Annotated in this window: 11 protein-coding genes and 3 pseudogenes; 3 read left to right on the top strand and 11 right to left on the bottom strand. The window is 38.2% G+C overall.

Annotated features, from left to right (window positions below):
* Nucleotides 1-427 precede the first annotated feature (427 nt).
* Together hydA and H131_RS09380 are read right to left on the bottom strand one after the other, a co-directional pair.
* Nucleotides 428-1,831 (bottom strand): dihydropyrimidinase, encoded by a 1,404-nt coding sequence (hydA, locus tag H131_RS09385; protein ID WP_010858875.1) that lies wholly within the window; start codon nt 1,829-1,831, stop codon nt 428-430.
* A gap of 129 nt (nt 1,832-1,960) precedes the next feature.
* On the bottom strand, nt 1,961-3,205 hold the full coding sequence (locus tag H131_RS09380) for a Zn-dependent hydrolase (RefSeq protein ID WP_010858874.1): 1,245 nt from the start codon (nt 3,203-3,205) through the stop codon (nt 1,961-1,963).
* Between the two features lie 153 nt (nt 3,206-3,358).
* On the opposite strand from H131_RS09380, the gene H131_RS09375 reads away from it, so the two are divergent.
* The 3 genes from H131_RS09375 to H131_RS09365 all read left to right on the top strand — a co-directional run bounded on the left by H131_RS09375 (nt 3,359) and on the right by H131_RS09365 (nt 7,674).
* Nucleotides 3,359-4,528: a PucR family transcriptional regulator gene (locus H131_RS09375; protein ID WP_010858873.1), complete on the top strand. Its 1,170-nt coding sequence runs from the start codon at nt 3,359-3,361 to the stop codon at nt 4,526-4,528.
* A gap of 246 nt (nt 4,529-4,774) precedes the next feature.
* Nucleotides 4,775-6,136 (top strand): aspartate aminotransferase family protein, encoded by a 1,362-nt coding sequence (locus H131_RS09370; RefSeq protein WP_010858872.1) that lies wholly within the window; start codon nt 4,775-4,777, stop codon nt 6,134-6,136.
* 17 nt (nt 6,137-6,153) lie between these two features.
* Nucleotides 6,154-7,674 (top strand): CoA-acylating methylmalonate-semialdehyde dehydrogenase, encoded by a 1,521-nt coding sequence (locus tag H131_RS09365; protein ID WP_010858871.1) that lies wholly within the window; start codon nt 6,154-6,156, stop codon nt 7,672-7,674.
* Nucleotides 7,675-7,823: 149 nt separating this feature from the next.
* On the opposite strand, the gene H131_RS09360 is transcribed toward H131_RS09365, so the two are convergent.
* The 9 genes and pseudogenes from H131_RS09360 to H131_RS23590 form a co-directional block, all read right to left on the bottom strand.
* Nucleotides 7,824-8,156 carry a DUF378 domain-containing protein gene (locus H131_RS09360; RefSeq protein WP_010858870.1) on the bottom strand — a complete coding sequence of 111 codons (333 nt, stop codon included), beginning with the start codon at nt 8,154-8,156 and terminating at the stop codon, nt 7,824-7,826.
* 690 nt (nt 8,157-8,846) lie between these two features.
* Nucleotides 8,847-9,338, bottom strand: coding sequence for a methylated-DNA--[protein]-cysteine S-methyltransferase (locus H131_RS09355; protein WP_010858869.1), 492 nt, complete (start codon nt 9,336-9,338; stop codon nt 8,847-8,849).
* Nucleotides 9,331-10,239, bottom strand: coding sequence for a DNA-3-methyladenine glycosylase family protein (locus H131_RS09350; protein WP_010858868.1), 909 nt, complete (start codon nt 10,237-10,239; stop codon nt 9,331-9,333). The genes H131_RS09355 and H131_RS09350 overlap by 8 nt, the downstream gene beginning before the upstream one ends.
* 12 nt (nt 10,240-10,251) lie before the next feature.
* Nucleotides 10,252-10,812 (bottom strand): bifunctional transcriptional activator/DNA repair enzyme AdaA, encoded by a 561-nt coding sequence (locus tag H131_RS09345; protein ID WP_010858867.1) that lies wholly within the window; start codon nt 10,810-10,812, stop codon nt 10,252-10,254.
* A 21-nt stretch (nt 10,813-10,833) separates the two neighbouring features.
* Nucleotides 10,834-11,604 (bottom strand): isocitrate lyase/PEP mutase family protein, encoded by a 771-nt coding sequence (locus H131_RS09340; protein ID WP_010858866.1) that lies wholly within the window; start codon nt 11,602-11,604, stop codon nt 10,834-10,836.
* Nucleotides 11,605-12,017: 413 nt separating this feature from the next.
* A pseudogene (locus tag H131_RS23595) lies at nt 12,018-13,219 on the bottom strand (IS110 family RNA-guided transposase).
* Between the two features lie 369 nt (nt 13,220-13,588).
* Complete coding sequence (locus H131_RS09330; RefSeq protein WP_010858864.1) at nt 13,589-13,882, bottom strand: hypothetical protein; 294 nt, start codon at nt 13,880-13,882, stop codon at nt 13,589-13,591.
* 216 nt (nt 13,883-14,098) lie between these two features.
* A pseudogene (locus H131_RS09325) lies at nt 14,099-14,700 on the bottom strand (SDR family NAD(P)-dependent oxidoreductase).
* Nucleotides 14,701-15,056: 356 nt separating this feature from the next.
* Nucleotides 15,057-15,297 (bottom strand): annotated as a pseudogene (locus H131_RS23590) (CsxC family protein); the annotation flags it as partial.

Genomic DNA, 15,297 nt, shown 5'->3' with positions numbered 1-15,297 from the left:
TCATGTGTTGACTTTTCCTCGCTCGCTTGTTTTCGCTCTCCAGACAGAAACAAGCGGGCATTCACGAAAAAAAGATTAATTATGCCTCGGCATAATTGCGTCCAGATTCGGCTTTGCACTTAGGCCTGCACGATGCAGATCAGTTAGCCGTTGTCGCATGAATGCGACGAACTTAGGCTAACATCCTAAATTCACTCCTTTCCGATTCCGTGACATCCGCCGGAGGCATTAGGCCAACATGATGTTGGTCACTCAGTCGTTGCCACAGGACGTGCCGTTCTTAGACTGAGTTCCTCTATTTCATCAGGTGTTTGGACACCCGCTAAAAAAGTAACTTAAACCCGCATTCATCTCACCACCTCTAGAAGTGGGAGACTTCTGTACCTGTTGCTACGCTTTCGGTACAAAAAATATTTGCTGAAAGAAGTTACATTTTTATAGTTTCTGCAGTAGCCGGTTTTAATCCACGTTTTAGATATTGGCCACTACCTAATACCCCTACGAATTCTTTATCCTTAATGACATACTGACCGCGTACAAGTACACTGATAGGTTCCCCAGTAACTTCCCAGCCTTCATACGGGTTATAATCCACATTCATATGATGCTTTTTGGCAGAAATTTCGCGTTTTACATGTGGATCAAAAATAACAATATCGGCGTCAGAACCGATAGCAATCGTGCCTTTTTGCGGGTATAAACCGAAAATTTTTGCAGCACTTGTAGAGACCATATCGACAAACTCATTGATTGAAATTTTGCCTGTTGTCACGCCTTCTGAATATAAGATACTGAAGCGATCTTCGATAAACGGCCCACCATTTGGAATTTTAGAGAAATCATTTAAGCCTAATTGTTTCTTGCCATTGAAACTAAATGAACACTGATCCGAACCAATTGTTTGTAATTGTTTCGCTTTAAGGGCATTCCATAAATGCTCTTGATGGTATTTCGGACGAAGTGGTGGTGACCAAACATATTTTGCTCCCTCAAAACCCGGCTGTGCTAATGCAGACTGATCCAGTGTTAAATAAGGTGGACATGTTTCCCCATACACGTCGTAACCTTTTTCACGCGCTGCGATAATTTCATCTACGGCCTCTTTGCAAGTGACATGCACAACGTACAGCTTCGCACCTGCGATATGAGCCAGTTCAATAGCCCGTTTCGTCGCTTCACCTTCCAATTCTGCTGGACGCGTAAGTGCATGATAGATTGGCTCTGTATGACCTGCTCGTTTCGCTTCTTCTACAAGTTCATCAATGACGGAGCCATTTTCACAGTGCACCATCACGACAGCGCCTACATCTTTAGCGATTTTAAACGCTTTAAATAACGTACGATCTGTCGCTTGGAATTCTTTTGCATAAGCCATGAACACTTTCACAGACGTAATGCCTTGCTGCTCTAGTAATAACGGTAATTCCGCTTCTGTCTCAGGTGTTAAATCCCCAATCATTAAATGGAAACTGTAGTCGATTGCCGATTTGCCCTTTGCTTTTGCATGCCACTTTTCTACAGCTGTAGAAAGCTTCTCTTCTCCAGCTGTTAAACAAAAGTCTAAAATGGTTGTCGTGCCACCAAATGCGGCTGCAATCGTACCTGACTTCCAATCATCATCAGTTACTGTGTTGTTAAACGGCATATCTAAATGCGTATGTGGATCAATTCCGCCTGGCATGACATACTTGCCCGTAGCATCCACTATCTCTGCCCCTGAGATCATTAAATTTTTTCCAATTTGCACAATTTTTCCATTTTCAATGAAAATATCTGCCTCATACAAATCTGAAGCCGTTGCAACAAGTCCACCTTTAATAATTTTTTTCATACTCCCCCACACCCTTCGTTTCTAATTAATAGCTATATGAATCAATTTCATAACTCACTTTTCATAGTAATAAAGGCGAGTATTATTAAAGAAAATAAAGTAATTGCGCTTTCCGTGTGCAGCAATCGGTTAATGTAACGTGTATGTCTCACCCATGCTGAACTTTGTTTGCAGTGTCAAAACCGTCTCCAATAGCACATCCGCACCCTTAGCACAGTCTTCAAATGGTGTTTCTTCTTCTTCACAATGACTTTTCCCATGAATACTCGGCACGAAAATCATTGCTGAAGGAATCATGCTGGCAATATACTGTGCATCATGACCAGCCCCACTAAACATTCGATGAGATCGATAGCCGAAGCCCTGACTTGATTTTTCCACTTCATTGCAAATCAGTGCATCAAACAACACGGTATCTCTCCCCCATAGTTTGACTGGCTGAATGTTACAACCTTTTTCTTCTGCAGGTAGATTTTTTAGTACTTGTTCAACTTTTAGCATCACCTCAGGGTTTTGGTGACGTGAATCAATCGTAAACGTTACTTTATTTGGTATGACGGTATGAATATTAGGAGACACATTCATTCGACCAAATGTGTACACCAGTGTTTCATCGATTTTTCCAAGCTGTTCATGTAAATACGTAATGATTGTGGACGCTACGATCATCGGATCTTTACGCATCGACATAGGTGTTGTCCCCGCATGATTTGATTCTCCAGAAATGGTGATTTCATAACAAACCATACCTAAAACGCCTTCGACAACACCAATCTCGAATTGCTTTGCCTCTAGTACAGGCCCTTGCTCAATATGCAGTTCAATATAAGCAAGCGCTTCAGTTAAACGGTTATCCTCTTCCCCCTCATAACCACTTTCTTGAAGCGCCTCTTTAAAGGTAATGCCATTTTTATCGACAGACTGTAGCATTTTATCTTTTTCGAATTTGGAAGAAATCACACCCGAGCTCATCATTGCCGGATCAAATCGAGCGCCTTCTTCATTCGTAAAATTGACAATCATTAATGGCACATCTAGTTCAATTTCATTTTCCTTTAATGTTCTGATTGCTTCTAATGCCGTTAAAACGCCTAAAACACCGTCAAATTTCCCACCCTTTTCAACCGAGTCTAAATGTGATCCCATGACAATGGGGGGAACCTCTTTTTTCCCTGGTAGCATTGCATAGATATTTGCCATATCGTCTACTATAATATCCATACCTAGTTCTTCACAGCACTTACAAAAGTAGTCCCTTGCTAAAAGATCCTCATTCGAAAGAGACAAACGAGTAACACCCCCATTTGGCGTTGCTCCAAATTGACTAAATTGTTCAATTGACTCTTGCAATCGTCTACTATTACATTTATACATATGCAAGTCCTCTCTTTCACATTAGTAATTGAAGGTTCATTTATATAAATTTTAAGATAGAAAAAAACGGTGAGATATAGATATAAACCTAAAAAAATATGTGCATCTGCACATTATATATGGTAAGTTATGTTCATATTAAGGGGGGGTATTATGGGGACAATTCGCAAAATTGTGGAGGGAGTTCAATTCCCTATGCTATCATTAGTAGCTGGTCATAGCGGTTTGTATCGTAGAGTTACAGGTATTAACGTAATAGAGAGCATTGATTTAATTATGTTTTGCCGACCAAATGAATTAGTCGTAACGACAGGCATCAACCTGTCTCAACAAGACGATGCCTTGGAACAGCTAGTTAAACTAGCCTTTTCTAAAAAAGTAGCGGGCTTTATTGTCAACACGGGTCCTTATATTCCAGACATTCCTGAATCGGTTATTACTTTTGCTAACGAGCACGATTTCCCACTTTTTCAAATGCCATGGAATTGTCGTGTAGCCGATCTTTTAAAAACAACCTTTCAATTCATCGCTACGCATCAGCAAGAGCATTCTGTAGAAGAAAAAATCCTTTATAACTTACTATTTCACTACAAACAGCATACAAATTCTATTAAAGAAAGTTTACTCCAACTCGGGTTTCCACAAGGTAGAGAGCTAGCAATCATTTCTTGCACAACCATTGGCGGACAATCCAGCATTGACCGTTATGAGGTCATGATACAGTTCGCATTTCAACATAGATATAAGCGCTTCTTGAAACTGAAGCATAAAAATCACCTCATTTTTTTAATCGATCGAGCACAAATCAATACACCAAATATCCCCTTCTCAAAAATAGTGGAAGAAATTTACAACAAAATTTCACAGAAAAATGGTGATTTAGATATTATCATTGGCAAAGGAAACTATCATAAAGAACTTGACAGTGTACGTAAAAGCTATGAAGAATCACTAACCGTTATCCAATTAGCCCAGCTGCATAATAATCGATTCTTATACAAATATAAGGAGATTGGCGCATATAAAATTATCATGGCTGTACAAAATCAGAAGTTAATCAAATCATTTAGTCAAGATATACTGGGTCAACTTTATCAATATGATGATCTGCACAATACAGATTATGTACCGTTTCTCCGCATTTTTCTCGAGGAAAATGGCAGTACAAGTAAAATTAGTGAACGACAATTTATTCATCGCAACACGGTTCTTTATAAAATCAAAAAAATTGAGATGCTGTTAGATATGGATTTAGCTAACCCATTTACAAAAACCAATCTTTATATAGCCTTTTTAATAGAAGATGTTTTGGCGCATCACTAATCGAATTTTGTCGATATGTGCATTTGCATAATTTAATATATCAGAATCTTCGGTCAATAGTTTTCTCTTCTAAACCACCTTATGTATTCATATAAAGTATCAATGGAGTTGTCTGAGAAGTATGTTTGGGATACCTCTATCAATATCAAAAGAAAGCAGTATAACACATGACAATCTAGCCCTAAACTGCTGTCATAGATTGCTTGCATAACATGCTGCTTATGTTAAAAGGAGAGATAATCGACAGTGACGAATTTAACAAGTCAAAATTGGCAAGTAAAAGATGAACAGTATGTTTGGCACTCGATGAAACCCTACAATCCCAATGCAACCATGATCGTACAAAAATCAAAAGGTGCTTGGATTACAGACACAACGGGCAAGCGATATCTAGACGCTATGTCTGGATTATGGTGCGTCAATATTGGTTACGGTCGAGAGGAAGTCGCAAAGGTAGCTTACGAACAATTACTTGAAAATACCTATACACCATTATCAGTTGGCCACATCCCTGCCATTCAATTAAGCGAAAAAATTAGTGAGCTTTTGGGTGATGATTATGTAGTCTTTTTCTCCAATAGTGGTTCCGAAGCCAACGAAGCTGCATTCAAGATTGCCCGTCAATATCATCAACAACAAGGATTTGTAAACCGTACAAAATTTATCTCTCGGTATCGTGCCTATCATGGGAGCACAATGGGCGCCTTAGCCGCAACAGGACAAGCCCAGCGCAAATACAAGTACGAGCCGTTAGCACCGGGCTTTATACATGTCACACCACCAGATGCTTATCGTGCCAATGAAGATCATATTAAAGATCCTGTCGCTTTGCCATCCGTACAGGCAATCGATCAAGTAATGACCTGGGAAATGTCCGATACGATTGCAGCCGTTATTATGGAACCAATTATTACAGGTGGCGGCGTAATTATGCCTCATGAAAACTACTTGCAAGGGGTTAAAGCTGTTTGTGAAAAACACGGGGCACTTCTAATAGTTGACGAAGTAATTTGTGGCTTTGGCCGTACAGGCAAAGCATTTGGCTTTCAAAACTATGGCATTCAGCCCGATATTGTCACAATGGCAAAAGGCTTAACGAGTGCCTATATGCCACTATCTGCAACTGCCGTGCGACGTGAAATTTATGAGGCTTTTGTAGGTAGCGAAGAATATGACTTCTTCCGCCATGTCAACACATTTGGGGGCTCACCTGCAGCCTGTGCAGTGGCATTGAAAAATATCGAAATTATGGAGAAAGAGAATTTATTTACTCGCGCTGAGGAACTCGGCACTCTCCTACTTGCTGAATTACAAGAGCAATTACAAACTCATCCGAATGTCGGTGATATTCGTGGAAAAGGCTTACTAATTGGCGTAGAGCTTGTGAGCGACAAAAACAGTAAAGCACCACTAGACACAGCTGAAGTCAACAAAGTGATTAGCTTATGCAAAGACCAGGGATTAATCATTGGGAAAAATGGCGTTACAGTTGCTGGTTTCAATAATATTTTGACACTTTCGCCACCGCTTATTATTACCTTAGATGAGAAAGACTTCATTGTCGAAAGATTCACAAATGCCTTAAATGCGCTTCAGCAACAGTCATAATAAGGAGGAAATAAACTATGGTAACCAATACAGAAGTAAAAGAATTAGGTCATTTTATTAATGGAGAGTTCGTTCCAGGCAAAAGTGGTCAGTTCTCCGATGTCTTTAATCCAAGTGCGGGATCAGTCATTGCCCGTGTGCCACTTGCCACAAAACAAGAGGTACAACTTGCCATCGAAACGGCAAAAAAGGCATTCCCAGCTTGGCGTGCGCTGTCCGTTGGAAAACGAGCTGAGATTGTCTTGAAATTCCGTAACCTACTAACCGAGCGTATGGATAAATTGATTGACCTCATTTGTACAGAAAGTGGCAAAACCATAGAAGATGCTAAGGGTGAAATTACACGAGGCATAGAATCTGTAGACTTGGCCATTAATGCCCCTCATCTATTAAAAGGTGAGTATTCCGTAAACATTGGCGGCCATATCAATGCCTACTCTACTAAAGTACCACTTGGTGTTGTAGCAGCGATTTCACCATTTAACTTCCCTGTTATGGTGCCACTTGCTATCACAAGTATGGCGGTTGCAGTCGGAAATTCCGTAATTTTAAAACCATCTGAACGCGTTCCATGCTCAGCTCTATATTTATCAGAACTTTGGAAAGAAGCTGGTTTACCAGATGGCGTTTGGACCGTTATTAATGGCGATAAAGACACAGTCAACGAGCTGTTAACAAACCCTACAGTTGAAGCTATTTCGTTTGTCGGCTCAACACCAGTTGCGGACTATATCTATGCAACCGGTTCAAAGCACGGAAAACGTGTCACAGCATTAGGGGGCGGTAAAAACAATATGATTGTTATGCCTGATGCTGACTTAGAACAAGCTGCAAACGCATTTTTAGGCGCAGCCTACGGGGCAGCATCTCAACGCTGTATGGCGATTTCAACGATTATACCGGTTGGCGAAGACACAGCTAATCAGCTTGTCAAAATACTAGCCGCTAAAATCGCCAAATTAAAAGTCGGTCCATACACCGATGCCGAAGTTGATTTTGGACCTGTAATTACGCAACAATCCAAGGACGCCATTATCGGTTTTATCGACCGTAGCCTAGAAGAAGGTGCAACATTAGTTTGCGATGGTCGACACCCAGACATCGCCAAAAACTCAAACGGCTTCTATTTAGGACCTACCCTATTAGACAACGTTAAACCAGGTATGGAAATTTATGAACAAGAAGTATTCGGTCCAGCCCGTAATGTGGTGCGTGTAGATACACTAGAAGAAGCTATCCAATTAATCAATGAACATGAACTGGGTAATGGCGTCACAATTTTCACCAATAACGGTGGCGTCGCTCGTAAATTCACAAGTGAAATTGAGGTAGGTATGGTCGGTGTAAACGTGCCCATCCCTATCCCAGTAGGCTATCATAACTTTGGTGGTTGGAAGCGTTCAAAATTTGGCGAAGGGCATATGTTTGGCCCTGACCAAGTCCGCTTCTTCACGAAAGCTAAAACAATCTCAGAAAAATGGTTTGAGGAAAATAGCACATCCACCTCAACATTTGCTTTTCCAAGTAATCATGACTAATCGCACAATACGCTAAAGCCTAAAGCCGTCTCAATTATTTGAGACGGCTACTTTTGTATACAATGACGGATAGAACCGACGAAGTGACAGATAGAAGTCACGAAACGACGGATAGAACCGTCTACTTCCATCAACTTCAAACAAAACAATTATTTCTTCTTAGAAGTACCATTTTTTTTCTTCGTTTTTGGCACATCTGTGAAGTCTACTTCTTCACCAGCTTCCATGCTGTAGTTAGGATTACTGTAATTACGGGTATTTGTATCTGTAATAACCTCATCCTCATCATCGAATCGTTTCATAAGAATTGGTATAGAGATCAGTCCAGCTAAACCTACAAGAGCATAAACCCACCTTGACAATACAGCCGTTTGCCCACCAAATAAATAAGCGACTAAATCAAATCTGAAAAATCCTATGAGTCCCCAGTTTATCGCACCGATAATGACTAATACTAAGGCAATCCTATATAATACGCCCATCGTGTAACACCTCCTTCGTTTTTGAGACGTAGCTGTTGTTTGGTAAAACAATGTGCCTCTCTATTCAGCAAGCAAAACTGCTAAAGCTGTTATAGCAATAGAAGCCAACAATTGCACCGGCCATCTATAGTGCGCTTTTTCAACGTTTGTAATAATAACTTCCGATTAAGCTGTATTTTGACAATCGTCCTAAAGAACACCTGCGATGACGCATTCGTATTTTTTGCAATAACCGTTTTTTTATACAAAGTCCTGCTAGCGATGAAAAGTGAATCGTATGAATACTGGGAAAAATATTAGCCATCATTACGTTAACAAAAAGTAAGCGCCAAATAATGCAACACTAGTCATTCAGTGAGCATTATTTGGCGCTTATGAAGAAATATTAAATTTGCATCAATATTTATTTTCCGAAGAATTTCTACTCCATCTTTCCCTAATAATAATCAGTGATCATACTACTTTAAACGAGCACGAAAAAGCAACCTGCTTTATTCCGTTAACTTGCTTGCTACACTTACAACGTTCGTTTTTCAGCAATATGCCTGTTTAAGCAACATCTGCAATCGGAAAAGCAGTTGGGCAATGCAAAGATTTCATCATCACATAAATTTCCCTCCATGCACCAATGCCTTTAATCGCCATTAAAGATTTTTTTGGTATGCAGATAATCAGCTTATCCGTATTACGTTATTTGAGTTCATGGCGAAAGTGAGCTTTTTCATGTTGAAGCAGCCATTCCTTTCTCCACAAACCACCTTCATAACCGGTTAATGTTCCATTTGAACCGATAATACGATGGCAAGGAATGACGATACTTAATTTATTTTTACCGTTCGCACTTCCAACTGCTCTGACCGCTTTTTCATTTCCAATGGATATGGCAATCTCTTTATAAGACCCTGTTTCAGCGTAAGATATACCGGTTAATGCATGCCAAACCGCTTTTTGGAATTCTGTCCCTTCAAAGATATAAGGAAAAGTAAATGTAGAGCGTTCTCCCTGAAAATATTCATGCAGTTGCTCCCTACAATCCACTAAAACCTGGGGCGTATCAGCCTGCTGAACATTCACAATATTTTTTTGTGTAGAAAACATGATGGCATGAATGTATTCAATTGAACCAATAATTTCTATTATGCCAATGGGTGATTCGTAATCTAGTTTGTACTGTTTATTCATATAAAGACCTCCATAGATAAAAGGTAGCATAGGCCTGCCAACCCTTCCAATGTGTTGCTATTTGTGAAATTTCCTCTAGTGTTGGTTTTTGCTCTAGTCCTTGTTGAATTTTTAACGCGTTATGTAAACCAACATCTGCAATCGGAAAAGCAGTTGGGCAATGCAAGGATTTCATCATTACATAATCTGCCGTCCATGCACCAATGCCTCTAATGGCCATTAAAGATTTTTTGGTATGCAGATAATCATCTTGTTGTAGTAAACTTTCTTTTGTTAATGCACCACTTGCCATAAGCTGTGCGATACCAATGATGTATTCAGACTTCCTAACGGTAAATTGTAATTGCCTCAATGTATCAACCGAAATGGTAGCGATCTTTTCATATGTCGGAAACAGCCAATATGTCTCTCCTTCAAAAATTAGATTTTCCCCAAATTGTTCAACAAATCGTTTTTTTAATGTATAGGCGAATGTTAAGTTTATTTGTTGTCCTATGATTGCCCAGACCAGCGCTTCGAATAAATCTGGCATGCCCATCAGCCGTAATCCGTAATATTTTTGCGCAAGAGGCTGCAAAATGGTATCTTTCTGCGCCATTTCGTAAAATTGCCTCAAGTCTTGAGCTAAATCAAACCATGCCCATAAATAGGCGGCAATTTTTTCGCGAGTGCTTCGTGAGGGTGACGTAAGAGGGAAATCCACCTGAATCGAATTTTCGTTATACCCAATTTTACATAAAATGAATTCTTCATCGAATTTTAGTAACTTATATAAATAATCACCATTTATGCGATGCAGGAGCTCTTGCTCGGACCGTCCTAAAAACACCAAGCATTGCGTAAAATCGAATGCGCTAGGTGTATAAATTTTTATATAGGATTTACAATCAGACCAATTCATATCCATCACTCCTTATCTATGAAGATTGCGATATTCTGTAGGGGAACAATGATTTAAACGTCTAAATACTTTATAAAAATTGGATGGACTTTGAAAGCCAATATCATAACAAATTGCTAGCATTGTCCAATCTGTGCTTTTTAGAAGATGTGTTGCTTTGTCAATTCGTATTTTTTCTAAATATCGACGTGGTGTTTCAGCAGTTTCTTGTTTAAATAGGCGTTCAAGATAAAACGGGCTAATACCGGCATTGTTAGCAATATCTTGTAATGTTAGCTGTTGTTTATACTCTTTTATCAAAAAAGTTGTTACATTTTTGATGAGTTGAGTATGTGGAGAATGTTCCACCTCGGGCTGGCACCTTTTACAAGCACGAAAACCAGCTCGTTCAACTGCTTGAATATTATCATAAAAATCCACGTTGATTTTTTTCGGCTTTCTCGATTTGCATGAGGGCCGACAATAGATTTTAGTGGTTTTCACAGCAGTATAAAATTGTCCATCATAGGTGTCATCACAAGCAATAATTTTATCCCACATTTCATCAAAAGTAAGATTGATGTTATGTTCCACTGCATTCCCTCCCGTGTTTAGCTATTGTTCATATAAAAATGAAGTATCCTGCGTTTCAATTAATTGTTTGGCATTCTTTGTCATATAGGCAATAATTTTATCTGATAATGCATTGCCAAAGCTAAAACGTTTAACCCCTAATTCTTTAAGAATAGTACAATTCGTTATTCCAGGTAAAGACATTAGATTTATCGGTGCATCAACGGTCAACGTCAGCTCTCTTATTTGCTGATAATCCGTTATTCCTGGAATAAATATACCGCTAGCTCCACTCTCCACATAAGCCTTCGCTCTATTTAATGTTTCGAGAAAAGGCTGCTCCTCAAGAAAATAAGTATCCGTTCTAGCATTAATATAGAAATCTCGAAAGCCATGATGATCTAACATGGTTCTCATTTGTGCTAAAAGGTTACAATGTTCCTTTATTGTTCTAAGTCCCTTTTGTTCTTTCAGTGAATCCTCTATATTAATACCAGCAACGCCAACATCTGCAGTCCTTAAGACATTTTCAAGAATCGTTTCGGTGGTATTGCCATAACCAGCTTCAATATCTGCCGAAACGGGTATATTTACATTTTCTGCAATCGTTTTAATAATAGCTAAATGTCTGTTAAAATCTATTAATTCACCGTCTGCGCAACCAAGTGAGTTGGCAATTCCCCAGCTTGTTGTACCAATTGCTGTGAAACCCGCTTTTTCAAGCGTTAACGCAGATAGTAAATCCCAGGCATTCCCTATAAATAATAGCTCTTGTGATGCATGTAGCTCATTAAATGCTTGTATTCTAGTCATGTTCTTGCCTCCCAACTGTTTATAGCCCTCATAGTAACAGGGATTCCGTCTCCATTTCGTCCTCATTCTTGCTATTATGGTCTTGACAATCAAATGATCAAAAAAAGTAAGCATACTAATCGTAATCAGCTTATCTTGGCTATCTTATTGAATACAAAAATCGTCAACGACAGTATGAGCCGTAATGATGATAGGCACATAAATAAAAAATGTATGTATAAGAAGTAAACAAATAAGACCACCCATCAGAGTGGTCTTATTTGTTATGTATTCTTCAACTAAACCAGCTAATAGGTTGTCAATATCTATTTGTAAAATGGCACTTTTCTTTATGTTATACTGTTTTTGGGCATACCAAATAACCCTCCAAGTGCATTGTGGAAGGCTTTTCATCTAATGGTCAATTTAATAAATTAAGATAAATCAAGGAAAACTTCTTTCCTCTTTAATAAAGCATATATCCATTGAAGAAGTTTATTAATACAAGCAACTAACGCAACTTTTGAAGGTTTTCCTTCTGACCGTTTCTTGTCATAAAACTCTTTGAGTTTTTTATTTCTAGAGCTTCTTATTCCACACAAAACATCTAAATATAAACTGTGCCTTAGCCTACTAGAACCACGTTTAGTAATCCGATTCGTTGTCGCTGTGAATTTTCCTGACGAATAAACACTCGGATCAATTCCAGCGTAGGCCACCAATTTCTTAGGGTGATTAAACCGATCAATTTCCCCAATTTCAGAAATAATCGTTGCAGCGATCTTTTCACCGATTCCAGGGATTGATTGGATAATCTTATATTCTTCTATTTCACTTGCCAGGGATATCATTTGGCTCTCTAATTCCGAAAGGTGTCCTTGGTATTGAAATAGGATATCAATATACATATGCAGATTAAATAAGTGACTTTGATACATCACCTTCTGAAAAGGATTTTGATGGGCTGAATCTATCAGTTTTCTTGCCTTTTCTCTTGCCCATAGGGCAGAACGACTTCGGACAATACCTGTATACTATTTGATAGATTATCCTCGTTAGATTCTAGAACTTTTTCTGACGTTGGATATTCTTTCAATATCAACAAAGAGACTTTAGAAAAAAAATCTCCAAAAACTTTTCTATATTCAGGGAAAACCTGATCTAAAATAGTACGAAATTGCAGCTTAGCTTCCACATACATGTTCGTTATAATCTCCTGTTGTCTCGATAGATTACGAAGGATTAGAAGCTGAATCCCTCTCATTTAATAAGGTTCAAATTCCTCTTTGTAATAGAGAACACATAATTGATAGGCATCGAAGACATCTGTCTTTACCTTTCTTAAACTTGACTTCTTTGCTTGATACGAGATGATTGGATTTAACAAAATATAAAGTATTTCATTTTCTTCTAAGCATTGAATAATCGGTGTATGATAATGACCTGTTGATTCCAAAATGACAACAGGCTTACTCCCTGTTATCGATCTAATTTCTCCTAAAAATCCTATAAACTTGTCTAACTCTTCACGATTATGCTTAATTGAAAAATTTCCCCCATACGGCTTTCCTTTTTCTAAAAAAGCTTGTACTTCACTTTCATCTTTAGCTACATCAATACCCACTACGGGGTTCATTTTTTCTCCTCCTACAGCGTATTCACCAGTAACCCCTATTACCTCCAAGTAGTATTATAGCTTCGCTTGTTATACGTGATTTAAGTCCCAACCAGCCTCAAACATATTTCTACAAGTAGGGGGTGAACAGTTTAGTTGACGGGATCAATGTCCCACGACCCCGTACGTTCTACCCTGGCTACTGTTAGATTAAATCTAAATAAAAAAAGTTCAACCAGAAAGTTCTGGCTGAACTATATAATACGAACGCCCCCGTTAGCCATCCATGTAGCGCAAAACCAGCGCTACACCACAGAGAATGAAAGATTATTACGTTCTTTCTTGGGAGTTTAAGTGTATTCATTCACAAATTAAGTTGATTTTGCCTAATCACATTTTTATACTGCTATATTTTTTAATTATTGTAACTAAAACCGCAAGAAGAAATACGATAAGACTATTTATTAGTAAATAATAGGCAAGATTCAACCCATAGAATACCGCAAAGGCATCACGAATAATAAATAATGCTAATGCACCTCCTAGTCCACCAAATACACCTGCTAGTAGTAATATTATGAAAGCAGCAAAATATAGGTTTTTCCCTTTTTTGAAAAACACAAACCCAATCACATTTGCAATAACGATAAAAAAGCCCATAAGTATTATGAAAAAACTATCCATTTAACTCTTCCTCCATAAAAACATACTTTACCAGTAAAACTAAAAACATTGTTGAACTATTCTGCTCCGTTAGTTCAATAAAGAAAAAAGGGCTGCCTTAGCAACTCAATGGTCTTTAATTAACACACCTCGTTAGTTGAATTTGAACTAATCTTTCAGAGGAATTAATTAAAGAGTGAATGAATTTTTAATACCCAAGCAATAATACGCCATCGTTTAGAAACATACTGACTTCTTTTTTACACTATCGTAAATTTGCAAAGCAGTTTTTTTTGGAGAAGTAACCCAAAACTTTTTATCTTTATCGCCTTTAGCCATATTCGTATCAACGAACCCGCATTTAATATCGGTTACTAAAACGGTTACCTTCTGCATCTTTAACTTTTGACGAATACTGATTAGGTAATTAGAAACAAAGGTTTTTGAAGCATTGTACGCAGGTACAGTAGGATTCGCCATTACGGCTCCAATTGAAGATATCCCTACTATATGTCCAGAATTTTTTGATAAAAAATACTTATATGCAACATTAGGCATTACTACAAATCCTGAAACATTTACATCGATTGTCTCTTTTTCAAAATCTAAGTTCAAATGAGGGTTAAGATGGCCCACACCAGAGCTAATAATAATTAAATCCATCCCTTCCATCTCTTGTAGAAGGTTCTTCGTTTCATCAATGTGTGAAACATCGATACACTTGATAAATGATTTATGCGGTAATTTTTTTGAAGTGCAAGTAGATTATCTGTCCTTCTTGCAACTAACCCAACTATATACCCATCATACGATAAAACCTTTGCAACTTCTTCACCAATTCCAGAACTTGCACCAATGACTATTGCCTTTTTAATATTGTCATCCCTTTTCTCCTTAAAAAGGCGTAGTAATACCTTTCTTTATTCTTCCTAACGAAATGATCAGCCTCTCTCATTCATAGCAATTATTTATTCTCATCAATCCCAACTATGTAAATGAAAAGCATTCTTTAATAAGAGTATACTTCGTTTTACTAAATATACAAATTGAAGAAAAAAAACCAAGTTTAAAATGATTGCAAAAAGGCAGTTGAAAGTTCGATTCAACCGAACTTTCAACTGTAAACTCAAATATTGTTTTTTTCAGTGCCCTCTAAATGCCCCTTTTTATCTATTTTCTCCTCTAAAACTAGAGATTAATAAAGATCAGTAGAAGGACTAACTGGAGGAGTAAGTCCTGAAAGAACAGGCGTTACTACACTACCCGCCGCAAGACGGATTTGTTGAACTTGTAGTACTTTCACAGTAAGATCCAGTACGATTTTTTCACGCAATGTGCTGAAAGTACCTTCAGGTCTTGCCATAGTTGGTGAAAAATCAAGTTCAAAGAAGTTTGCAGCTACTAACTCGCCAAATGGTTGTTCATTGTATTTCACG

Source organism: Lysinibacillus sphaericus OT4b.31, from assembly GCF_000392615.1.
Taxonomy (GTDB): Bacteria; Bacillota; Bacilli; order Bacillales_A; family Planococcaceae; genus Lysinibacillus; species Lysinibacillus sphaericus_B.
Note: the sequence above shows the minus strand (reverse complement) of the source record. Positions and strands in the feature narration are given on the sequence as shown.